Below are 21314 nucleotides of genomic sequence, written 5' to 3' on the forward strand. Positions count from 1 at the left end.
CCTTCTCTACTTCACAAAGTAAATCGTGGCGAACAGTGCGATCCAGACGACGTCGACGAAGTGCCAGTAATACGACACGACGATCGCGGACGTCGCTTGGGCAGGGGTGAATTTGCTCATCTTGGTCCGAGCCAAGAGCAAGACGAAGGCCACGAGGCCGCCGATGACGTGCAGGCCGTGGAACCCGGTGGTGATGAAGAAGACCGAGCCGTACGCGCTGGAGTCCAGGCGGGTGCCCTCGCGGTAGAGGTTGAAGTACTCGTAGCCCTGGCCGCACACGAAGAACAGGCCCATGAACAGCGTCAGGGTGTACCAGCGGCGCAGTCCGAACACGTCGCCCCGCTCCGCCGCGAACACGCCCCACTGGCAGGTGAACGAGGAGAGGATGAGGACCGTCGTGACCGGGATCGCCAACGCGAGGTTCAGCTCGGTCGGCTCCGGCGGCCAGTTCTTGTGCCCGTCCAGCGCGGGAGCCTGCCCGGCCCGGGTCACGAAATACATTGCGAAGAGGCCTGCGAAGAACATCAGCTCGCTCGAAAGCCAAACGATGGTGCCGACGCTAACCATGTTGGGCCTGTTGAGCGAGTGAACTCGGCTCGCGATGGCCGCGTGCGAAGGGGCTGCCGCGCTCGTCATGTTTTGAGTATGACACCTCGTAGTAGCTTCGCTGCCTCCGGGGTCGGATAGCGGCGGGGAAAAGTTCCGAACGACTTCTTACGCAGGCAGAACTGCCCACAGGGCCAGGGCCGCTGCGGCGAACAAGCCCTGCGAGACGGCGGCGCGCAGGTGGGAGAGCCCCGTGCTGGCCAAAACAAAAGCGGCCCCGACGATGCAGGACAGCGCGAAGACGGCCACCAGCTCGCCGCTCGTCCCAGGGGCGGCGAGACCTGCGAAGACTCCGACGGCGAGAAACAAATTGTAGAAGCCTTGGTTGTACGCCATGGGCTTGATCACGACGGCTTCGTCCGCCGAACGCACGCCGAATCGCTTGTATATCTGCGGCTTCGTCCAGAACACGCTCTCCATGAAGAAGATCGCGACGTGCAGCAGGGCGGCGAGGGCGGCGAAGGTTTGGAAGGCGATGCGCATCCTCGCATAGTAGGCGGCCCGCGAGCGCCGGACCGGCGCCGCTACGATCACGCTGTGTCGTCCCCGGACCAGTCCTCTCTGTCATGGCCCGCGCTCCTGCGCGAGCTTTTCGCCCGTCGCGAGCTCTCCGCCGAGCAGGCCCGGTGGGCGATGGGGGAGATCATGGCGGGGCGGACGGAGCGGGCGCGGATCGGGGCGTTCGCGGCGGCGCTGACGACGAAGGGCCCCACGGCGGGAGAGCTCGACGGCCTCGCCGAGGCGATGCGCGAGCGCGCGGTGCCCCTTGCGGTGGACCGCGCCTGCGTGGATTTGGTCGGCACCGGGGGCGACGGGCTCGGCACCGCGAACATTTCCACGCTCGCCGCGGTGGTGACCGCCGCGTGCGGCGTGCCGGTGGTCAAGCACGGTTCCCGCGCGGCCTCTTCCCGCTGCGGCTCTGCCGATGTCCTTGAGGCGCTCGGCGTGCGGATCGAGCTCGGCCCCGAAGATCTGGCGAGGTGCGTGGCGGAGGTGGGGATCGGCTTCTGCTTCGCTCAGCGCTACCACCCCTCCATGCGGGAAGTGGCGCCAGTCCGCAAGGAGTTGGGCGCTCCGACGGTGTTCAACGTCTTAGGGCCGCTCGCCAACCCGGCAAGGCCGAAGTTCGGCCTCATCGGCTGCTCGTGGGAGCCGCTGGCCGAGTCGATGGCGCACGTCTTCGCCAAACGGGGCGACCGCGTGGCCGTGGTCCGAGGGGCGGACGGCCTCGACGAGCTCACCACCACGGGTGGGAACAGCGTCTGGCTCGCGGAGGAGGGCGGGGTGAGCCGGTTCGGGCTCGACGCGGCGGATTTCGGCGTGCCGAGGGCGGGGATCGGCCAACTCCTCGGCGGGCAGACCGCCGAGGAGGGCGCGATATTGGTCACAGCGGTCCTTGCCGCGCAGAAGCCATCCGGCGCGGCCTGGGACGTCGCCGCGATCCGAGACGTGGTCCGGTGGAACGCAGCGGTCGCGGTCGCCGTGGCGCGGGGCAGAAGGCTCGATCGAACGGGGATTGCCGAGAGCCTCGGGGAAGCGGACGAGGCGCTCGCGAGCGGCGCGGCGGCGGCGCTGTTGCGCCGGTGGGTCGAATTCTGTTCGTCGCTCTGAAAAATTTTCAGATAAAATTTGTTGTTCTCTGACCTGGACTGGAACACGCGCTGTGTCCGACACGGCGCGCGCGGAGTGGACATGCTGGCTGTCGTTTCGTACTCTGATCCGAGACGTACACCAAAATGTTATCTCGCGACGGCGCAAGGGGCCGTCATTCTGTCTCGCCGCCTGAGGGCGGGAACGCGGGCGCGGAACATGAGATCCAATGACTGGAGGTAGTAGGTGCTGGACTCGACAAGCGAGGCGCACTCGCGTCGAAGCGCCGCATCGGGCCGCGCTGCTGTTGCGCGGCGGATGTCGGCGGCGCTGCTCGCCGCTGTTGTGGCTGCCGCTCTCTCGGTGGTGAACGCTTGGTCGGATCCCGCCGACCCGGTGGCCGAGCTGCGCGCCCTCGCCCGCCAGTCGGAGCAGACCGAAGAGGCTCAGTACCAAGCGCTCACCGACCTGAACGCGGCGCACGCGGCCCGCGCGCAAGCGCAGACCAGGCTGGTGGAGGACCAGGCGAGGGAAGAACAGGCGCGGGCGGACGTCGAGCGCTACCAGGGCGTGGTGGACATGTTCGTCGAGACCGCCTACAACGGAGTCCGGCTCAACGAGGTGTACGCCCTTTTGGTGAGCAAATCCCCTGGGCAGCTTCTGGACCAGATGTCCGACATCAAGGCCATCGCGTCCGACGTGCACGACAAGGTGACCAGCTACAAGAACTCCTACGCGAAGGCGCAGCAGGCCGCGGCGGACACCGCGCAGGCGCTCGATGCCGCGAAAGCGGCCGAGCAGCGCGCCATGGCGAAGAAAGCCGAGTTGCAGGCGAAAGAAGCCCAGCTCCAGCAGCAGATCGCGGCCATCAAAGACCAGTACGCCAAGTTGACCCCGCAACAGCTCCACGACTTCAGCGTCAACCCGATGGAAGGCGCCACTCCGCAGCCGCAGGCCGCCCCGCCCGCGCAGGTCTTCCCGGAGGAAGATGCTCCGAACGGCCTCGGCCTCGGCCAGGATCCGAAGAAGCAGGAGGCGGCTCCGCGCCCGCCGGAATCCTCCGACGCTCCTGAGGAGCAGGCGGGCGCGACCTCCAAGGGCCGGGCTGTGCAGGCCGCGCTCAGCCGCGTCGGCAAGCCTTACGTGTGGGGCGGCTCCGGTCCGGGCGTGTTCGACTGCTCGGGTCTGGTGATGTGGTCTTACCAGCAGGTCGGTCGTTCGCTGCCGCACTCCAGCCAGGCGCAGGACGGTCTCGGCAGGCACATCGGGCGCGGCGACCTCCAGCCCGGCGACTTGGTGACGTATTACTCGGGCGTCTCGCACGTCGCGATCTACATCGGCAACGGAATGGTCGTCCATGCGCCGACCTACGGCCAGCCGGTCACCGTCGCGCCGATCGACGCGGCGGGCCCGGTGCACGCGTTCGTCCGGATGGGCTGAGCGCTGAGCCGCCCTAGCTCGAACACGCTGTTTGTGTCGTTCAACTCCGTCGATTTGATTTAGGCTGGTCGGGTGTCCAAGGCTCTCCTGATCACGAATGACTTCCCGCCCAGGCCGGGAGGGATCCAGTCGTACGTGCACGCGCTCGCCACGCGGCTGCCCGCGGATTCGCTCGTCGTCTACACCGCCTCGTGGCGGAACGAGGCCGAGCAGCGCGCGTTCGACGCCGCGCAGCCTTTTCCGATCGTCCGTCATCCGCGTTCGTTGCTGCTGCCGAACCCGTGGACCGCGCGGCGTTCTCAAGAGCTCGTCCGGGAACACGGCGCGGACTCGGTGTGGTTCGGCGCGGCGGCCCCCTTCGCGCTGCTCGCGAACGCGGTGCGGTCGGCGGGGGCGAAACGGGTGGTGGCGAGCACCCACGGCCACGAAGTGGGCTGGTCGATGACTCCCGGAGCCCGGCAGGCGCTCGGCCGCATCGGTTCCACCGTCGACACGGTCACCTATGTGAGCCATTACGCGCTGCGGCGCGTGCGGCGGGCGTTCGGGCCAGGCGTGGATTTCGTGCGGCTCGCGCCCGGCGTGGACGCCGAGCGCTTCCAGCCCGACCCTCAGCTTCGCGGGGCGATGCGGGAGCGGCATGGCTTCGGCGAGGCTCCGGTTCTGCTTTGCCTCGCGCGCCTGGTGCCGCGCAAGGGGCAGGACGTGCTCATCAAGGCGATGCCGAAGGTGCTCCGCGAAGTTCCGGACGCGCTGCTCGTGATCGTCGGGTCCGGGCCGTGCGAGAAGAATTTGCGCAAGCTCGCCGACGAGCACGGCGTGACCGACCGGGTGCGTTTCATCGGCCGGGTGCCCGAGGAGGACCTGCCTGCTTGGTACGCCATGGCGGACGTGTTCGCCATGCCGTGCCGCACTCGGGGCAAGGGGCTCGATGTGGAGGGCCTGGGCATCGTCTTCCTCGAAGCTTCGGCGGCAGGGCTCCCGGTGATCGCCGGGGATTCCGGCGGCGCTCCGGAGACCGTGCGCGAGGGCGAGACCGGCACCGTTGTTTCGGGACGGTCCGTGCAAGAGGTCGGCGACGCCGCCGTCCGGCTGCTCTCGGACCCGATTCGGGCGAGCAAAATGGGGGTCGCGGGACGCGCCTGGGTGCAGGAGTCCTGGGGCTGGGACACTTCGGCGGCCAAGCTGGCGGAACTGCTCGACCTCTGACGCGGTCCGATTGCCAAGTCTCCTGCTCGCAGCGCTCGGGGGCAGCGCCTCGCCGCTCGTTCTTCGCTCCGTTGCGCGCGCCGTCGCCTTCGGCCCCGCCGGGGCGACTCCCGTTCGCGGGGCTCGTCCGCCTGGATCCGTCAGAGGCTCGGAGCAGCGCGACCTGATAGCGTTTCTGCCACTATGCACAGTGTTCAGATCGCCGACCAAACTTTCGTCGCGGCGTCTCCAGCGAGCGTCGGCCAGGGCCTTGAGGACCAGAGCCGCTGGTTGCGTTGGTGGCCGGAGCTGGACCTGAAGGTCCGTGAGGCTCGGGGCGAAAAAGGCGTCCGATGGTTGGTCAGCGGCCAGGTCCAGGGCACCATGGAAGTCTGGCTCAAACCCGAGCTGGACGGCACCCTGCTGCACTTCTTCCTGCACGGGGAGCCGGCCGCGCCATTGCGTCCCCGCGAGCTGCGCAGGCTCGTCCGAAGGCTCAGGCTGGCGGGGAAGGCGATGAGTTTCGAGCTGAAAGACCGCTACGAGGCGGGGAAGCCGCCGGGCCATGCGCCCGCACCGGAGCCGACGCGGTAGGTTGGGCGTATGGCAGATCACACGAATCAATCGATTGTCATTGGGGCGAAGCCAGCGGACGTGATGGCGGTGATCGCCGACCTCGACCGTTACCCGGAATGGGTGGACGCCGCCAAATCGGTCGAAATCCTCGAGCGCGACAAGAACGGGTTCGCCGCGAAGGCGCGGTTTGTGCTCGACGCGGCGCTGCTCAAGGACACCTACGAATTGCGCTACACGTGGGCGGAAGACGGCCTTTCCGTGCGGTGGACTTTGCTGGAGAGCACGATCATGCGCTCGCAAGAGGGCGCGTACCTCCTCGAGCCGAACGAGAAGGGCACGAAAGTGACCTACGAGCTGTCCGTTGACTTGCGGATCCCCATGATCGGGCTGTTCCGGCGCAAAGCCGAGCGGGCGATCATCGACACCGCGCTGAAAGAGCTGAAGAAGCGCGTCGAATCCTTGAGCTGATCCGCGCCGCAAACGGAGCCTCGCCGCGTCGTCGGCTCCTCGCGCGCTTGTTCCGCTGGCGCTGCACTGGTCTGGGCCCCGCGCGCGGGGGATCGTCCGTTTGGTTTCCCGAGGACCGACCGGGCTCGTCCCCTCGCGTCCCCGCTCTCCGGATCCGTCGGGTTCGCGGCAGGAGTCGGGTTCCCCTGGAATGGATCGATGCGATAGGTAGAGTGATACCCGTGACCACGAGCCAAGCTGCTGCGAAACCAGAGGTTGAGAAACCGGTGCATAAGGCGTTGACGAAGGACTATTCCGAGCGCACGCTCTGGTACCGCGCGTTCAAACATGTGCTCATCGGCCCGGCGCTGAACCTGCTGTGCCCGAGCACGGTCGAGGGCGTGGAGAACATTCCGAGTTCTGGGGGCGCGCTCATCGCGTACAACCACCTCTCCGCCACCGACTGGCTCTTCGTCCCGTTGGCGGTGCCCCGCAAGGTGACGCACGTTGCGAAGAGCGAGTATTTCACCGGCACGGGGATCAAGGGGGCCTTCCAGCGCTGGTTCTTCTCGTCCGCGGGGCAGGTGCCGATCGACCGCAGCGGCGGCGACGCCTCTCGGGCCGCCCTCGAGTCGCTGAAGAAGGTGCTGGCCAAAGGGAATCTGGCCGCCATCTTCCCGGAAGGCACCCGTTCGCCGGACGGACGGCTGTACAAGGGCAAGACCGGAGCCGCGCGGATCGTGCTCGAAGCGAAAGTCCCCGTGATCCCGGTCGGCGTGATCGGGACGGACAAGGTTCTGGCCCCCGACAGCGCGAAATTCCACCCCCATCCGGTGACCGTGCGCATTGGCAAGCCGTTGGACTTCTCGCGCTTCTACGACTTCGTGGGCAACCACTACGTCGAGCGCTCCATCGCCGACGAGATCATGTACGAGATCATGCGGCTGAGCGGCCAGGAGTATGTGGACGCGTACGCGACCCGGAAGAAGAGATCCGGGGGGGAGAAAGGCTCCGGGCCGAAGACGACTCCTTCGGCAGCCTGATGCCGAAATTTTTCTACGACACCGAGTTCATCGAAGACGGGGCCACGATCGACCTGGTCTCCATCGGCGTGGTCGCCGAGGACGGCAGGGAGTTCTACCGGGTGTCTTCGGAATTCGAAGCTCGGAAAGCCGGGAAATGGGTGCGCGAGCACGTGCTGAGCCAGTTGCCGCCGCTTTCGTCCCCGCTCTGGGTGCCGAGGTCCCGGCTGCGCGACGAGCTGCTGGAGTTTTTGACTTCGGGCGGGAAGGACCCCATCGAGCTGTGGGCGTGGATGGGGGCGTACGACCATGTGGTGCTTTGCCAGCTCTGGGGCGCGATGCCAGCGTTGCCGAGGGCGCTTCCCCGGTACACAAGGGACGTGCGCCAGCTCTGGGAGGATCGCGGCAGCCCGTCGTTGCCTCCGGTCCCCGACGGCGCGCACGACGCGCTCGTCGACGCGAGGCATTGCCGCGAGCGCTACCTCGCGATCCAGGCTGCTTGACCGCGAACGAGCAGGTCTCGGGCATCCGGAATAACGTTTTGTCCCAATGGGCAAGGGAGGGCTAATCTGAATGCCATGAACTGGACGGTCGACGTTCCCATCGACGAGCTGCCGGATTTGCCGCCGCTCTCCTCCGACCTGCGCGCGCGTTTGGACGACGCGTTGGCCCGGCCCGCCGCGCAACAGCCCTCCTGGGACGGCGGGGAAGCCGCGCAGATGCGCAAGGTGCTCGAATCCGTCCCGCCGATCTGCGTGGCGAGCGAGGTCGACGCCCTCTCCGAGCAGCTGGCGAGCGTCGCTCGCGGCGAGGCTTTCTTGCTGCAGGGCGGCGACTGCGCGGAGACGTTCGTCGCGAACACCGAGCCGCACATCAAGGGCAATATCCGCACGCTGCTGCAGATGGCCGTGGTGCTCACCTGGGCGGCGAGCATGCCGGTGGTGAAGGTCGCGAGGATCGCGGGCCAATACGCCAAACCGCGCAGCGCGAACCTTGACAGCCAGGGACTGCCCTCGTACCGGGGCGACATGGTCAACGGTTTCGCCCCCGACGAGCGCGGCCGTCAGCACGACCCGTCCAGGCTGGTCCGCGCGTACGCGAACGCGTCGGCCGCGATGAACCTGGTCCGGGCGCTGACCGCGGCGGGCGAGGCAGACTTGCACCGGATCCACGATTGGAACCGGGAGTTCGTCCGGCAGTCCCCGGCAGGGGCGCGCTACGAAGTGCTCGCCAAAGAGATCGGCCGGGGGCTCAAGTTCATGGCCGCCTGCGGCGTGAGCGACCGGGAGTTGGAGTCCGCGCAGATCTTCGCCTCGCACGAGGCGCTGGTCCTTGACTACGAGCGCGCGATGCTGCGGTTGGCGGAGAACCCCGGCAACCCCGACGGCGACCCCGCGCTCTACGACCTCTCCGCGCATTTCTTGTGGATCGGGGACCGCACGCGCCAGCTCGACGGCGCGCACATCGCCTTCATGGAGCTGATCAACAACCCGATCGGGCTCAAGATCGGCCCGAGCACCACCCCGGAGCAAGCCGCCGAGTACGTGCGCAGGCTCGACCCGCGCCGCCAGCCTGGGCGGCTCACGCTCGTCTCGCGCATGGGCAGCGACAAAGTGCGGACGCTCCTGCCGCCGATCATCGAGAAGGTGCAGGCCACCGGCCATCAGGTGATCTGGCAGTGCGACCCCATGCACGGCAACACCGTCGAATCGCCGAGCGGCTACAAGACGCGGCACTTCGACCGCGTCGTGGACGAGGTGCAGGGCTTCTTCGAGGTGCACCGCAAGGCGGGCACCCACCCCGGCGGCATCCACATCGAGCTCACCGGCGACAACGTCACCGAATGCCTCGGCGGCGCGAAAGAGATTTCCGACGCCGACCTCGCCGGCCGCTACGAGACCGCCTGCGACCCGAGGCTCAACACCGAGCAGTCCCTCGAGCTGGCGTTCTTGGTCGCGGAGATGCTGCGCTCGTAGCGCTCGTAGCGCTCGTAGCGCTCGCGGCGGCGCGGCGCGCAGGGGCGGCCAGGTCGCGCGAAGACCGGTTGCGGCGGCGCGCTCATGGGTGGCGTATGGTTGTCGGCTTGGACCCAGACGGGGGGCGCTCTTCGGTTGGCCGCTCGTCGAGCGAGCGCGGCGCGTTCGAGGTCTGTTCGGACTGGCGATGAGAGAAAGCGGTACAGGTGGAAGTCAGCAGCACGACTTTGGAGAACAAGGTCAGTTTCTTTCGGGGGCTGCGGGACGCGGTGCACGTCTTGGCGGGCGACGAGAAGACGCAGCTGGCGTATTTGCAGCCGCTTTCCGCAGACGTCGACGAGCTCGCGCTGGTTTTCTCCGACCATTACGTGCCGGTGCAGAACTGGTATGCGGAGCTTGGCGTGGACGCACAAGCCGCTGGCGCGTTGGCCGAGCTCGACCGGCAGCTCGAATCGTTCAGCGGCGCGGAGCACGCGGGCCTGTGGACGTACGAGGCGCTCGAAAGCGCCGCGCAATGGCAGGTCGTGCGCGACCTGGCCGCGAAAGCCCTCCTGTTGATGGCGGACGCGTAGCCGTCCTCTCGGCGAGCAGGGGCAGGCTTATCCGGCGGTGACGACGCCCTGGTCGTAGGCGTACACGATGGCCGCGGCCCGGTCGCGCAGGCCGAGTTTGGCGAAGATGCGTCCGATATGGCTTTTCACCGTCACTTCGGAGATGAACAGCCGCTCCGCGATCTCCGTGTTGTTCGCGCCCCGCGCGATCAGGCGCAGCACCTCGAGCTCGCGCGCGGTGAGCTTGTCCGAGGCCTGCTTCTGTCGGGCGGAGGGGGCGGTCCGGTAGGCGGCGAGCACACGGGCGGTGACTGCGGGGTCGAGGAATCCGTCGCCCCCTGCGACCGCGCGCACCGCCCAGATCAGATCCTCGGCGGGGGAGTCCTTCAAGATGAACCCGGCTGCTCCCGCGCGTAGCGCGCCGGACAACAGCTCGTCGTCGTCGAAGGTGGTGAGCACGAGCACGGGAGGCCCCGAGGCGGCGCGCAGCAGCCGGGTCGCCTCGATGCCGTCGACCTGCTTCATGCGCAGGTCCATGAGGACCAGGTCCGGTTTGTGCTCTGCCACCGAGGCGGGGACCTCGGAGCCGTCCGAGCATTCACCGACGATGACGAAACCGTCTTTGCGGCGCAAGATCCGGCGCAGGCCGCTTCGGACAAGCTCCTGGTCGTCGACGAGGAGCACCGCGATGTCAACGTCCGCCATGCGCCCTCGCCGACTTCCCGGCCTGGAACAGCGGGGCCGGAGCCGCGCCCTGGTCGAGCGGTATTGCCGCGCGCACCGACCAGCCCTGTGGGACTGGGCCTGCGGACAATTCGCCGCCAAGAAGCTCGACCCGTTGGCGCATTCCGGCGACGCCGGAGCCCGTCGTGTCGTTCGGGTTCGGCGGAAGGTCGGGCGTGCCGTTGTCGACCGTCAGCTCGGCGCAGCCCTTCGCGATCTGCAGCCTCAGGACCGCCCGCGCGTTCGGCGCGTGTTTCGCGATATTCGCCAAGGACTCCTGCGCGACCCGGTACAGGCCGAGCCCGACAAGGGCGGAGACGGTCCCGAGGTCGCCTTTGACTCGGTAGTCCACCGCGACGCCCGCTTGGGCGAAATCGTCCACGAGCGCGCGGATGTCGGCGACTCCCTGCCCAGGGGCTAGTTTGTGCCCATGTGCGGGGTCCGCGTCCAAAAGCCCCACGGTTCGTCGGATGTCGGCCATGGCCTGGCGGCCGAGACGCTCCGCGTCGAGGAGACCCGCGACCGCGTCGTCCACGTCGCGATCCTCCTGCAACGCCCGACGGGCCCCGGTGAGGTGGAGCAGGGTGATGGACAGGGAATGGGCGACCACGTCGTGGACCTCCCTGGCGATCCGGCGCCGCTCCTCGCCCGCGGCCTGCTCGGCGAGGCTTGTCTGGGTCTGTCGGACCTGGAGCAGCAGCTGCTGCTGCAGCTGGAGGATCAGGCCGATCGACCAGCCGAAGACGAGGAAGAAGAGCATGTACACCACAGGCTCGATGAGCCTGTGGTTCGCGGCGGCGAAGAGCAAGAACACTGCGGAAGCGGCCGTTGCCGTCGCGCTGGTCCGGATATTGGACTTCGCGCCGATGGAGCCGACGACGAAGGGCAAGAGGAAAGGCGCCGCGTCCGTGGGGACGGGCGGCCACAGGAAGAGGAACATCGCGACGGCGACGAGCACGAGCGGCGTGATGATCGCAGGATGGAGCAGCCTTCCCCAAAAGGCGCAGACCAGGCTTTCGGCTGTCGCCAGCAGAAAGGCCAGCATGAGCAGCGCAGGGCGTTCGAAACCCCGCTGCACGAGCGCGGTGAGGGCGACTGCGGCAGCGCTCCCGTGCATGACCAGCGGCACCACCAGAGGGTACGGCAGCGGCATAATGTTGAGGCGGCGCTGGACGAGATCGTGGAGCCGAGGCATTCTTCCAGCTTAGAGCGTATTCGGAGGAACACATCGTGCTTCGGGCGAGATTCCGCCTCCTCCCTCGGTAGGAGGCGGAATCTCGCCCGAAGCACGATGATCGGGCCCCGTCCGTCCCGTAGCGTCGACCCCATGTGGACCAGACTCGCCTCGTTCTGCTCGCGGTACGCGATCCTCGTCGTCGGCCTGTGGCTGCTCGCGGCAGGAGCGGGCAACCTGCTCGTGCCGCAGCTCGAACCTGTCTCGCAGACGCACGCCAGGAGCTTTTTCCCCTCGGACACGCCGATCCTGCACACGACGGCGAAGATCGGTCAGTTGTTCGGCGACGGGGACACCATCAACCTCAACTATCTGGTGCTGGAGGACGACCGCCCGCTCGACGAAACCGCGCGGAGCTACTACGACCGGCTGGTCGGGGCGCTGCGCGCCGACTCGGCGCACGTGCAATCCGTGCAGGACCTCTGGGCGGACCCGATCACGGCCAAAGTGGGAGTCAGCGCCGACGGCAAAGCCGTGTACGCGATGGTGCGCCTGACCGGCGATGTCGGGAGCGGCCAGGCCAACGAGGCGATCGAGGCCGTGCGGACCATCGTCGCGAGCAACCCGCCGCCGGGCGGGATACACGCGCACATCACCGGGCCTGCGACGACGATCACCGATGAGTTCGACGCGATCGACCGGCAGATGCTGATGATCACCGGGGCGACCATCGTGCTCATCACCCTGCTGCTGATCGCGGTGTACCGATCCCCGCTCACCGCGCTGATCCCGCTCACCGCCGTTGGGCTCGGCCTGGCCGTCGCACGCCCGATCGTGGCCTTCCTCGGCATGCACGACATCATCGAGGTCTCGATCTTCTCCGTGGCCTTGTTGGCCGCGTTGATGCTCGGGGCGACGACGGACTACGGCATCTTCCTCCTTGGCCGCTATCACGAGGAGCGCAGGCGCGGGGTGGCGCACGCGGAGGCTCTCGGCGCGGCGAACAGCCAGGTGGGGCCGGTGGTCTTGGCTTCGGGTCTGACCATTGCGGCGGGGCTGTCCTGCTTGGTGTTCGGCAAGATCAACATGCTGCGCACGGCCGGCCTGCCCTGCGCGATCGGAATCTTGGTTGGCATGGCGAGCTCGTTGACGGTGCTGCCCGCGCTCATCGGGTTTTTCGGGAGCCGGGGTTGGGCGCAGCCGCGCGCGGCGAAGGCCTCGCGCCGGTGGCGGAGGATCGGCACGGCTGTCGCGCGTTGGCCGGGTCCGGTCGCCTCGGTCGCTGTCCTCGCGCTGGTCGTGTGCGCGCTGCCGGTGCTTGGCCTTGATCGCGGGTACGTGGAGGCCGCCGCCATCCCGGAGACGACGCCGTCCAACCGGGGCTATCAGGCGATGGACCGGCATTTCCCGCCGAACTCCATATTGCCGGAAGTCGTTGTGCTCCAGTCCGACCACGACATGCGCAACCCGCAGGGGCTTATCGCTCTGGAGAAGGTCGCCCGGTCCGTCATGGCGGTTCCAGGAGTGCGGATGGTCCAGTCGGCCTCCCGCCCCGGCGGGACGGTGCCTGCCCAAGCGCAGCTCTCCGACCAGGCCGGGGTCATCGGCGGGCGGCTCGACGAGCAGATGGCCGGGTTGTCCGAGCGGTTGGCCTCCTTGGACCGGCTGCAATCCGCGCTGAGCGGGTTCTCTTCGGCCATCGCCAAGCTCCAGGCCGGGCTGGACGGCAGCGTCACAGGATTGCGGCAGGTCAACGGCGGAGCCGACGGCATGCGCGCGGGCATGGAGCAGCTCCAGGACAACGCGAACACGGTCTCCGGGTATCTCGACCCGCTGCGCGACATCGTGAACGGGAACCCCAACTGCGCGAACGACGGCATCTGTTCGGTGGTGATGAAGGTGGTCGAGCCGATGGACGGCATGGTGGAGGCCGCCGAAACCCTTGCCAAAGGCTCGGCCGTCCTTGGCGCGGGTTCGGGCGATATGGCGAAATCGCTCGCCGGGGCGGCGAGCTCCACCCAGTCGATGCGCGCCTCGCTGGGGCAACTGGACGCGGTGAGCACGCAGCTCTCCCAGGCGATCGGCTCGATCCGCCCGATGTTCGCCGGGCTCACCGACTACTTGCAGGAGCTGAGCGCGGATTTCGCGGGGAGCGGCGAAGGAGGCTTCTACTTGCCGCAGCGGGCCTGGGACGATCCGACGTTCCGGCAGGCTTCGGCCTTCTTCTTCTCCAAGGACGGCAAGGCGGCCCGCTTCCTGGTGTTCGAGGACGGCGATGTCTTCGGCCCGGACGGGGCGGACCGGGCTCCGAGGATCCTCTCGGCGATCCACGAGGCCACAAAAGAAGGCACGCTGGTCGGGAACACCACCAGCATGGTGGGCTACGGCATCGGCACGGCGCAGATGCGCGATTTCGTCGAGCAGGACTTTCTGCTCCTCGCCGTTGTGTCGCTCACGATGATCTTCCTCATCATGCTCGTCATGCTGCGCAGCCCGGTCGCGGCGGCAGCGGTGATCGGGACGGTGATCCTTTCCTACCTCTCTGCGTTGGGCGTCTCCACGCTGATCTGGCAAGACATCATCGGCAGGGAGGTCCACTGGTCCGTCCCGTCGATCGCCATGATCGCCTTGGTGTCGGTCGGCGCGGACTACAACTTGTTGTTCGCCCTCCGGATGCGCGAAGAAGTGGAGGCGCACCGGGGCAAGCGGGACGGGTTGCGGACCGGGATGATCCGCGCGTTCGGCGGCACAGGCGGGGTGGTGACCACGGCGGGCATCGTCTTCGGCATCACCATGTTCGCGATGCTCTCCAGCGACGTCCTCTCCATCGAGGAGGTCGGGACCACGATCGGGGTCGGCCTGCTCATCGACACGCTGATCGTGCGCACATTCGTCGTGCCGGGGATCGCCAGCCTGCTCGGGCGCTGGTTCTGGTGGCCGCTCCGCTTCAACGGCGCGGGCGCGGGCCATGCGGCGGAGCCGAGGGCCGCCGCCTAGCTGAATTGGTGCTCGACGAGGGCGGCCAGCCCGTATCCGGCGATCATCGCGGCTGCTCCAAAGACCAGCACGACGATGAGCCAGACGGCGGTGCGCCGCCAGTGGACCGAGCGCAGGATCGGGGCGCCCGTCCCAAGTCGGGCGAGTTCCGGCTCGGGTTCTGCGCCGGGCGCGATGGCCGCGAGGTTGATCGTCGTGTGGTGCTGGCCGGAACTCGGCTCGAAACGCTGTGTCTCGGCCGACGGCGCGTCGCCCGTCCGAGGGGGGCTCGTCGGCGGGAGGAGGACGATGGCGGGCGGGGCAGGAGGTCTCGCCGTGACCGCTGGCGCGGGCACGGTGTACCGAGGTAGGCCGAGTTCGGCCCGGATGCGCTCCAAGTCCTCAGCCATGCTCCTCGCGTCGGGGTAGCGATTCCGAAGATCCCGTTCGGTCGCCCGGAGCACCAAATGGTCGAATTGCATCGGGACGCCGTCCACAGCCCTGCTCGGCGGCGGCACGTCATGGACGAGCCGGGCGCGCGCGAGCTCGGCCGGGCTCGCGCCCGAGAACGGCAGAACGCCGGTCAGCAGCTCGTAGAGCACCACGCCGACCGCGTACACGTCGACAGCGGGGGAGACGTCCGCCCAAAAGCCGCCGTCCACCTGCTCGGGCGCGAGGTAGCCGACCGTGCCGAAAACGTCCGTGCGATCACGCCCGCCCCCGGAGCCCTGCGTCCGGCCAGCGCCCGCAGAGGGCGCGACGCTCCCGAAATCCGCGACTTTGACCTCGCCAGTCGTGGAGATCAGGATGTTCTCCGGCTTCACGTCGCCGTGCACGAAGCCGAAGCCGTGGGCCGCGCCGAGCGCTCGAAGCACCGGCCCCACGAGCGCGGCGGTCGCGTAGGGCGGCATCGCCCCGCGCTCGGCGAGCAACTCGCGCGCAGTGCCGCCCGCGACGTACTCCAGCACCAAGTACGGCCGTCCGCCCACGGAGCCCTGGTCGTACACCGCGACGAGTCCGGGGTCGGACAGCCGCGCGATGGCCAGCGCCTCGCGTTTGAACCTCTCGTCGATCCTGTGGTCGCCGTCGAACCGCTCGGCGGCTATTTTCACCGCGACGGTCCGCTCCAAACGCTGGTCGAAGCCTCGGTAGACGACGCACATGCCGCCGGAGCCGATCTGCTCGTCCAGCCGGTAGCGCCCGTCGAGGACTCTTCCGGCCAGCGGATCGGACGACGGCGAGGGACGGGTCATGCCTTGAAGGTATAGCCCAGGTTGGTGAGCACCTCCACAGTCGCCTTGCTGAAGTTCATCGTGTTGAAATGCAAGCAGTCCACGCCCTCGGAGACGAGCCGCTGGCACATCTCGGTGGCGAGTTCGATGCCGATGTCCCGCACTGCCTTGCGGTCCTCCTGCTCGCCGCCCCCAGCGGCTTTCGCGAGCCGCTCCTCGAGCGCGGAGGGAATGGTCTCGCCGGAGAGGAACACCACTCTGCGCAACGTCTTGAGCGAGGTGATCGTCATGATGCCAGGGATGATCGGCTTGCGCCCCTGCTCTGGGTCGTATGCCGACACCCGGTCGCGCAGGCGGAGGTAGTCCTCGATGTCGAAGAAGATCTGCGTGATCGAATACTCGGCCCCCGCCCGCAGCTTCTGGACCAAATATTTGGTGTCGTGCTCGAGGTCGACGGCGCGGTAATGCCCGCGCGGGAACGAGGCCACGCCGACATGGAAGTTCCCGAGCGAACGGACGAGCCGCACGAGGTCCTCGGCGTATTCGAGGCCGTCGGGGTGCTTGACCCACTCGGCGAACGGGTCGTCGCCCGGAGGGTCGCCGCGCAGCGCGAGGATGTTGTGCACGCCCTGGTCGGCGAACCCCGCGATGATCGAGCGCAGATCGTCGAGCGTGTGGTCCACGATGGTCAGATGACCCACGACGGGCAGCGTGGTCTCTTTGGCGAGCTGTCCGGTCAGACGGACGGTCTTCTCCCTCGTTTTGCCGCCCGCGCCGTAGGTGACGGTCGCGAACGCGGCTCCGAAGCGCTCGAAGACGCGGGCCGCGCGCCACAGCGCCGCCTCTTCCGCGTCGTTGCGCGGCGGGTAGAACTCGACCGAGAACGGAGTCCGCGTCTGTTTGATCCGCTGCCACTCGTCGACCACCGAATCGCCTGCCTGCGCGGATGGCCTCTGCCCGTGTGGGCTCTGCGCCAGCGGGCTCCGTGCTGGCAGGATGGACCGCGACGCGGCGATGCTTTCGGCGAGAGAAGCTGTGCTCACCCGTTCAGTGTAAAAGACACCGACAGACAGTTCTCGGAGATGACGTGCCATGACAATCCCTCACTCGCTTGGCGGCTCGTGGGAGGTCCCCCCGCCCCTTCCGCAGAGTCCCGCGCAGTCGCTGGGTTTTGTCCAAGCCTTCACGCAGGCGCGGCTGATCGAGTTCCTCGCCGTCCGGCAAGAGGAGGCCGCGCGCATCGGCCCGCAATTCGCGGACGTGGTCGCGGAGCTGTCGACGTTCGTCCTCGGCTCGGGGAAACGGATCCGGCCCGCGTTCGCGTGGCTGGGCTGGCTCGGGGCCGGCGGCGACGCGGCCGGGGCCAGCGCGGTCCCCGTGCAGCGCGTGTGCGCGGCCTTGGAGCTGCTCCAAGCAGGTTTGCTCGCCCATGACGACATCATCGACCAGTCGGACCTGCGCCGAGGCGAGCCTTCGCTGCACCGCAGGTTCGAAGCGGAGCACAGCCGGGAGCGATGGGCGGGGCGCAGCGAGCGACACGGCGAGGCGCTCGCCATCCTCGCGGGCGAGCTGGCGTTCGTCTGGGCGGACGATCTGGCTGCGGAGGGCTTGGACGCGGTGACGGAGGCGGACCGGCCCGCTTTCCGGCGGGCTTGGGCCGCGATGCGGTCCGAAGTGATCGGCGGGCAGTGCCTCGACGTCCTGGCGCAAGCGGGAGGCGACGAGAGCGAAGAGGCTGCGGCGCGGGTGATCCGGTGGAAGACGGCCTCGTACACGGTCGCCCGCCCCCTGGAGCTCGGCGGAGTCCTCGCCAGGGCCGATGAGGCGTTGCTCACGTTTTACCGCGGTTTCGGAGAAGACGTGGGCGCGGCGTTCCAACTGCAAGACGATTTGCTCGGCGTGTTCGGCGATCCGGCGGTCACCGGCAAGCCTGCGGGGGACGATGTGCGCGAGGGCAAGCGAACCGTGCTCGCCGCGCTCGCGCTGAGCGCGGCGCGGTCGGCGGGAAGCGCCGAGGAACAGGCGTTACGGTCGGTTTTCGGACGTGGCGACGACGATCATGCCGTGGCCGAGGCCGTCGCGATGATTGATCGGCTCGGAGCCAGGGCGCAGGTCCGCGCCCGTATCGAATTCCTGCAGGGGAGGGCCGCTTCGGCGCTCGCCTCGGCGGCGGTGTCCGGCGCGGCGAAAACAGGACTCGCGGAGCTGACAGCTTCCTTGCTCGCATGAGCGACTCGCCGTCATCTGGCGTAGCACCCCAAGATCGGGTATTATCCGACCGCAGTCAGACTAGATATGGCGGCGGGGGGACCGGTGAGAGGATTGAGGAGAGGAGCGGCACGTGGCTATCCCGATGATGGAACGCGGGGCGCGTAGCGTTCTTTCCGCGGCTTCGGACCCTGCTGACGAGATGGAACTCGAGTCGGCGCGTTCGGCTGCGACGCTCAGCAAAGGATGGACGATCGCCCTCGGCGTGATCGGGACATGCCTGCTGTCGTTCATTAGCGTCGCCGTCGCCGGCGGCCTCAAGCACGACCAGGCACTGGAGGCCACGCACCTGTCGTGGATGCGCTTCGGCCACGGCAAGGAAATCGCCACCTACCTCGGCTGGTTCGGCCTCTGCCTCGTCGTGCTCGCCTGGGTCCGGGCGGGCAGGCTGGTCTTGGCAGGCCTGGTGGAGCTGCGCTGGTTGATCCGCACCATGGTCTGCTGGGTGGCCCCGCTCCTGGTGGCGGCTCCGCTCTACACCCGCGACCCCTACTCCTACCTCGCGCAGGGCGCCTTGCTCCGCGACGGGCTCAGCCCGTACAGCAATGGTCCGGTCATGGACCCGAACGCGTACACGGACAACGTGGCCGAGGTCTGGTCCACGACCGGCTCCCCGTACGGCCCGCTCTTCATGCTCATCATGAAGTTGCTGACCACCGTGGTCGGCAACCATATCGTCGCGGGGGTGATCCTCACCAGGATCATCATGCTCCCCGGGGTCGTGCTGACGTTCTGGTCGGTGGTCTCGCTCGCCAAGCACTTCGGGAAGAAGCCCGAGACGGCGGTCTGGCTCGCCCTGCTCAACCCGCTCATGGTGGTCAACCTCGTCGGCGGGGCGCATAACGAGATGCTGATGATCGGCCTTCTGACCTCGGGCCTCGTCCTGGTGCTGCGCGGCCAGCAGTACGGCGGGGTCGCCCTGGTCGTGGCCGCCGCGTGCATCAAAGCGACCGCCGTCCTGGCTCTGCCGTTCATCGGCTGGATCTGGCTGGCGCAAGTCGCAAGGCGGGGCAGCCTCTCGATGAGCGCGCAGCCGCTCTCGGCGTTGGCCGAGTACGCCAAAGTGGTCGGCAAGGTCGTTGCCGTCACGGCGGGCGTGTTCGGGTTCTTCACCATCGTCGCGGGCGTGGACCTCGGCTGGAGCCGGGAGATCTTCGACACCGTGGTCGTCGTGAACTGGCTGGCCGTGCCCACCGCCGTGGCGCAGCTGCTGACCATCACGATCGGCCAGCTCTTCGACTGGAACAGCCAGGAAGTGCTGAACACGACCCGCGACGTCTTCATGGTCGTCATGCTGGCGCTGTTGGCGACTTTCTGGTGGGGCTCGCGCGAGCCGCTGTGGTCGGCGCAGGAGGCCGCCGTGACCGAGTCCAGCCGCCCCGGTTTCATCGGCAAGGCGGAGCGTTTCCTCCGGCAGAAGTTCGCGGGCGACACCGACCAGACCATCGGTCGGCGGGCGCTGGTCGGCGCGGTCCTGGCCATGGTCGTGGCGATCGAGCTCTCCGCTGCCGCGTTCCCGTGGTACTTCGGCTGGCCGCTGGCCATCTTCGCGGCTTTCGTCGTGACTCCCGCCGCGCGGTCCGCGATTGTCTTCTGGTCCGTGGCGCTGCTGTTCATGTTCGGATTGGACGGAGATCAGCAGATGTACTCGGTGCCCGCGATGTTCTTCGCGGCGGCGGTGTCGTTCGCGGCGGCTTCCGCCTTCTGGCGCAAGAACGCTCCGAACGCGACGGCTCCAACGCGGGACGCGCTGCTCGCGACCGGGCCGTCCCTCATGCGCTAGTCGCGACGAGCGGCCCCGGCCTCTTCGTCAGAGCGGCAGCGGGCGGCCGAGGATGGCGAAGGGCCGCGAGTCTCCTGGGAACCGCATCTGCCGGATGACGTCGACGAATCCCAGCCTTCGGTAGAGCCGCCATGCGCGATTCGCCTCCAGCGCGACTTCTGGGGTGGAGAGCAGCACATGGCCTTCGGGCCTGTCGAGCATCAGCCGCCGCAGCAGCGTCTCGCCGAGGCCCAGTCCTTGCATGTCGGGACGGACGTGGATCTCCGTGAGCTCCACGTAGTCGCCCAGCATCTCGGCGACGGACTGTCGGGCCGGGCCGAGCCCGTTGGCGGCCCTCGCGACGTGTTGGTGCCAGGGGAGGTCTGCGCTGCCCGTGTACGCGTACGCGAACCCGGCGAGCTCGCTCCCCTGAAAAGCTCCGACGGCGCGCCAGCCGGATCTGCGGGTGTCTTCGCGCCAAGGCTGGGCGCGGTAGGAGATGACCTCGGAGGAGTACCCCATCGCCGTGGTGTAGAGCGTGAGCGCGTCGTGCAGCCTGGAGAGGAACACCGTTGGCGACAAATCGTATACCGCCAGCTCGGCGAGGTGATTCAACGAACTCCACCTTTTTTGTCAGTGCCCTTGTGCACAATCTTCTCAAGTGATTGGCCCGCGACGGCGACTGTGTCCGCCGCAGGCCGGATGTCACCACCATAACCGTGAGGCCGGCTTCTGTTGCCTCACCCACCCGGAAGCGAGGAATATGAAGATCACACAGACCTTCAGACGGGGCGCGATGACGTTCGTCAGGGGCGGCGCGCCCGGGCTCTGCGGTGAGCTGCTGCGCAGGGCGGACGCCCATCTGTTCGCGGCTATGGAGCCGGGGGACGCGGCGGAGCGGTTCTTGCGGGCGTACCAGGCGGCGCTCGGCGGGGCGGGAGCCGTGTTGGTCACCGTCGAGCGGCCCGGCGGCAGGCGGGCGGATCGCAGCGCGTGGGTCCGGCTCGCGAAGGCCCCTGGTTTCGAGCTTTGGGCGCAATATTTTCACAAGATCTCGAAGACGAGGGCTTTGGCCCAGGCGGGCGTGATGGAAGCTCCGGACGAGGAGGGGCTCCACGAGTTCGTCCGCAAGGTCGGCGAGTTCCTCTGCGGCGTGGAGGATTTCCTCCGGGCGGGGGCGGGCCGCCCGGAGGCTTCAGCCAGGCAGGACCGGAAGAGCGCGTAGCCGCGCGCCGCTTCGCCATGCGCCCAGCCCGCGTGACGTCTAGCTGAAGAAAGCGTATGATTTCTCCAAGAGGCGTTCAAGCAGGTGGACCCCTCATACCGAGTGCTGATCGCCTTGGCGAAGCGAGACCCGAGGAGGGATGCTATGCCACTCTCTGAACATGAGCAGCGGGTGCTCGACGAGATCGAGAGCGCTTTGTACGCGGAGGACCCGAAATTCGCGTCAGCGCCCTGGGGCAAAGGCCTTCGTTCTCCGTCGAGCCGCATCGGCCTGCAGGTCGCCGTGTTGTTCGTGGTCGGCCTGGTGCTTCTAGTGCTCGGAGTGGTCGTGCCGTTCAAATTCCCCGGCGCTTTCCCGATTGTGAGTTTGGTCGGCTTCGTGGTCATGTTCGCGGCCGGCATCCGCTGGCTCTGGACTTCGGACAGTTCCGGCGGCGCTGGCGGCAGGGTCGAGGCGCGGGGCGGCAAGCGCGGCCAGGCCCTCAGGGAGAGCCGCAAGCCGGGTCTGAGCGAACGCATGGAGCATCGTTTCCGTAGAAGGTTCGAGCAGGAGTAGCCGAGC

21 protein-coding genes are annotated in these 21314 nt (G+C 67.9%); 14 read left to right on the plus strand and 7 right to left on the minus strand.

Going from position 1 to position 21314, the window contains the following annotated elements; translation table 11 throughout:
* Positions 1-6 precede the first annotated feature (6 nt).
* Both ctaE and HMPREF9336_RS13600 read right to left on the minus strand, forming a co-directional pair.
* Positions 7-636, minus strand: coding sequence for an aa3-type cytochrome oxidase subunit III (ctaE, locus tag HMPREF9336_RS13595; protein ID WP_007467960.1), 630 nt, complete (start codon positions 634-636; stop codon positions 7-9).
* Between the two features lie 78 nt (positions 637-714).
* Complete coding sequence (locus HMPREF9336_RS13600; RefSeq protein WP_007467962.1) at positions 715-1089, minus strand: DUF1304 domain-containing protein; 375 nt, start codon at positions 1087-1089, stop codon at positions 715-717.
* 54 nt (positions 1090-1143) lie between these two features.
* On the opposite strand from HMPREF9336_RS13600, the gene trpD reads away from it, so the two are divergent.
* From trpD to HMPREF9336_RS13645, 9 genes are all read left to right on the plus strand, one after another.
* Complete coding sequence (gene trpD, locus HMPREF9336_RS13605; RefSeq protein WP_007467963.1) at positions 1144-2217, plus strand: anthranilate phosphoribosyltransferase; 1074 nt, start codon at positions 1144-1146, stop codon at positions 2215-2217.
* Between the two features lie 225 nt (positions 2218-2442).
* A complete protein-coding gene (locus HMPREF9336_RS13610) occupies positions 2443-3636 on the plus strand; it encodes an NlpC/P60 family protein (protein WP_051357361.1) in 1194 nt (397 codons plus the stop codon).
* A gap of 72 nt (positions 3637-3708) precedes the next feature.
* Entirely contained in the window at positions 3709-4842 is a 1134-nt protein-coding gene (locus HMPREF9336_RS13615; RefSeq protein WP_007467967.1) for a glycosyltransferase family 4 protein, read from the plus strand.
* A 183-nt stretch (positions 4843-5025) separates the two neighbouring features.
* Positions 5026-5415: a hypothetical protein gene (locus tag HMPREF9336_RS13620; protein ID WP_007467970.1), complete on the plus strand. Its 390-nt coding sequence runs from the start codon at positions 5026-5028 to the stop codon at positions 5413-5415.
* A gap of 9 nt (positions 5416-5424) precedes the next feature.
* The gene (locus tag HMPREF9336_RS13625) at positions 5425-5865 is read left to right on the plus strand and encodes an SRPBCC family protein (RefSeq protein ID WP_007467972.1); all 441 of its coding nucleotides are present in this window, start codon (positions 5425-5427) and stop codon (positions 5863-5865) included.
* Between the two features lie 266 nt (positions 5866-6131).
* Positions 6132-6887 (plus strand): lysophospholipid acyltransferase family protein, encoded by a 756-nt coding sequence (locus HMPREF9336_RS13630; RefSeq protein ID WP_007467973.1) that lies wholly within the window; start codon positions 6132-6134, stop codon positions 6885-6887.
* Positions 6887-7369 (plus strand): polyadenylate-specific 3'-exoribonuclease AS, encoded by a 483-nt coding sequence (locus HMPREF9336_RS13635; protein ID WP_007467975.1) that lies wholly within the window; start codon positions 6887-6889, stop codon positions 7367-7369. Before HMPREF9336_RS13630 ends, HMPREF9336_RS13635 begins: the two co-directional genes overlap by 1 nt.
* Before the next feature lie 75 nt (positions 7370-7444).
* Positions 7445-8842, plus strand: coding sequence for a class II 3-deoxy-7-phosphoheptulonate synthase (locus HMPREF9336_RS13640; RefSeq protein WP_007467977.1), 1398 nt, complete (start codon positions 7445-7447; stop codon positions 8840-8842).
* A gap of 206 nt (positions 8843-9048) precedes the next feature.
* On the plus strand, positions 9049-9414 hold the full coding sequence (locus HMPREF9336_RS13645) for a hypothetical protein (RefSeq protein ID WP_007467979.1): 366 nt from the start codon (positions 9049-9051) through the stop codon (positions 9412-9414).
* Between the two features lie 27 nt (positions 9415-9441).
* On the opposite strand, the gene HMPREF9336_RS13650 is transcribed toward HMPREF9336_RS13645, so the two are convergent.
* Positions 9442-10098 carry a response regulator gene (locus tag HMPREF9336_RS13650; RefSeq protein WP_007467981.1) on the minus strand — a complete coding sequence of 219 codons (657 nt, stop codon included), beginning with the start codon at positions 10096-10098 and terminating at the stop codon, positions 9442-9444.
* Positions 10085-11311, minus strand: a complete 1227-nt coding sequence (locus tag HMPREF9336_RS13655; RefSeq protein ID WP_007467983.1) for a sensor histidine kinase — start codon at positions 11309-11311, stop codon at positions 10085-10087. Before HMPREF9336_RS13655 ends, HMPREF9336_RS13650 begins: the two co-directional genes overlap by 14 nt.
* A 132-nt stretch (positions 11312-11443) precedes the next feature.
* Between HMPREF9336_RS13655 and HMPREF9336_RS13660 the strand changes: the two genes are divergently transcribed.
* On the plus strand, positions 11444-14287 hold the full coding sequence (locus tag HMPREF9336_RS13660) for an MMPL/RND family transporter (RefSeq protein WP_007467984.1): 2844 nt from the start codon (positions 11444-11446) through the stop codon (positions 14285-14287).
* On the opposite strand, the gene HMPREF9336_RS13665 is transcribed toward HMPREF9336_RS13660, so the two are convergent.
* Both HMPREF9336_RS13665 and HMPREF9336_RS13670 read right to left on the minus strand, forming a co-directional pair.
* Positions 14284-15519, minus strand: coding sequence for a protein kinase domain-containing protein (locus HMPREF9336_RS13665; protein ID WP_007467986.1), 1236 nt, complete (start codon positions 15517-15519; stop codon positions 14284-14286). The two genes, HMPREF9336_RS13660 and HMPREF9336_RS13665, sit on opposite strands and share 4 nt — an antisense overlap.
* On the minus strand, positions 15516-16424 hold the full coding sequence (locus HMPREF9336_RS13670; protein WP_007467988.1) for a methylenetetrahydrofolate reductase: 909 nt from the start codon (positions 16422-16424) through the stop codon (positions 15516-15518). The genes HMPREF9336_RS13665 and HMPREF9336_RS13670 overlap by 4 nt, the downstream gene beginning before the upstream one ends.
* Positions 16425-16590: 166 nt before the next feature.
* On the opposite strand from HMPREF9336_RS13670, the gene HMPREF9336_RS13675 reads away from it, so the two are divergent.
* Together HMPREF9336_RS13675 and mptB are read left to right on the plus strand one after the other, a co-directional pair.
* Positions 16591-17727, plus strand: coding sequence for a polyprenyl synthetase family protein (locus HMPREF9336_RS13675; protein WP_007467990.1), 1137 nt, complete (start codon positions 16591-16593; stop codon positions 17725-17727).
* 112 nt (positions 17728-17839) lie between these two features.
* A complete protein-coding gene (gene mptB, locus HMPREF9336_RS13680; RefSeq protein ID WP_021030703.1) occupies positions 17840-19549 on the plus strand; it encodes a polyprenol phosphomannose-dependent alpha 1,6 mannosyltransferase MptB in 1710 nt (569 codons plus the stop codon).
* A gap of 27 nt (positions 19550-19576) precedes the next feature.
* Here the strand turns inward: mptB and HMPREF9336_RS13685 are convergent, their stop codons facing one another.
* On the minus strand, positions 19577-20143 hold the full coding sequence (locus HMPREF9336_RS13685; protein WP_007467992.1) for a GNAT family N-acetyltransferase: 567 nt from the start codon (positions 20141-20143) through the stop codon (positions 19577-19579).
* Between the two features lie 148 nt (positions 20144-20291).
* Here HMPREF9336_RS13685 and HMPREF9336_RS13690 point away from each other — a divergent pair, with 148 nt between their 5' ends.
* Together HMPREF9336_RS13690 and HMPREF9336_RS13695 are read left to right on the plus strand one after the other, a co-directional pair.
* Positions 20292-20753 (plus strand): SAV_6107 family HEPN domain-containing protein, encoded by a 462-nt coding sequence (locus HMPREF9336_RS13690; protein WP_007467993.1) that lies wholly within the window; start codon positions 20292-20294, stop codon positions 20751-20753.
* 144 nt (positions 20754-20897) lie between these two features.
* Positions 20898-21308 (plus strand): DUF3040 domain-containing protein, encoded by a 411-nt coding sequence (locus HMPREF9336_RS13695; RefSeq protein ID WP_007467994.1) that lies wholly within the window; start codon positions 20898-20900, stop codon positions 21306-21308.
* Positions 21309-21314 lie beyond the last annotated feature (6 nt).

Source organism: Segniliparus rugosus ATCC BAA-974 (assembly GCF_000185725.2).
GTDB classification, from domain to species: domain Bacteria; phylum Actinomycetota; class Actinomycetes; order Mycobacteriales; family Mycobacteriaceae; genus Segniliparus; species Segniliparus rugosus.

What these genes read in the sequence shown, in the direction of transcription:
- ctaE (WP_007467960.1), bottom strand. Translation starts at nt 636, where the DNA reads ATGACGAGCGCGGCAGCCCCTTCGCACGCGGCCATCGCGAGCCGAGTT.
- HMPREF9336_RS13600 (WP_007467962.1), bottom strand. Translation starts at nt 1,089, where the DNA reads ATGCGCATCGCCTTCCAAACCTTCGCCGCCCTCGCCGCCCTGCTGCAC.
- HMPREF9336_RS13620 (WP_007467970.1), top strand. Translation starts at nt 5,026, where the DNA reads ATGCACAGTGTTCAGATCGCCGACCAAACTTTCGTCGCGGCGTCTCCA.
- HMPREF9336_RS13625 (WP_007467972.1), top strand. Translation starts at nt 5,425, where the DNA reads ATGGCAGATCACACGAATCAATCGATTGTCATTGGGGCGAAGCCAGCG.
- HMPREF9336_RS13635 (WP_007467975.1), top strand. Translation starts at nt 6,887, where the DNA reads ATGCCGAAATTTTTCTACGACACCGAGTTCATCGAAGACGGGGCCACG.
- HMPREF9336_RS13640 (WP_007467977.1), top strand. Translation starts at nt 7,445, where the DNA reads ATGAACTGGACGGTCGACGTTCCCATCGACGAGCTGCCGGATTTGCCG.
- HMPREF9336_RS13650 (WP_007467981.1), bottom strand. Translation starts at nt 10,098, where the DNA reads ATGGCGGACGTTGACATCGCGGTGCTCCTCGTCGACGACCAGGAGCTT.
- HMPREF9336_RS13655 (WP_007467983.1), bottom strand. Translation starts at nt 11,311, where the DNA reads ATGCCTCGGCTCCACGATCTCGTCCAGCGCCGCCTCAACATTATGCCG.
- HMPREF9336_RS13660 (WP_007467984.1), top strand. Translation starts at nt 11,444, where the DNA reads ATGTGGACCAGACTCGCCTCGTTCTGCTCGCGGTACGCGATCCTCGTC.
- HMPREF9336_RS13665 (WP_007467986.1), bottom strand. Translation starts at nt 15,519, where the DNA reads ATGACCCGTCCCTCGCCGTCGTCCGATCCGCTGGCCGGAAGAGTCCTC.
- HMPREF9336_RS13675 (WP_007467990.1), top strand. Translation starts at nt 16,591, where the DNA reads ATGACAATCCCTCACTCGCTTGGCGGCTCGTGGGAGGTCCCCCCGCCC.
- HMPREF9336_RS13690 (WP_007467993.1), top strand. Translation starts at nt 20,292, where the DNA reads ATGAAGATCACACAGACCTTCAGACGGGGCGCGATGACGTTCGTCAGG.
- HMPREF9336_RS13695 (WP_007467994.1), top strand. Translation starts at nt 20,898, where the DNA reads ATGCCACTCTCTGAACATGAGCAGCGGGTGCTCGACGAGATCGAGAGC.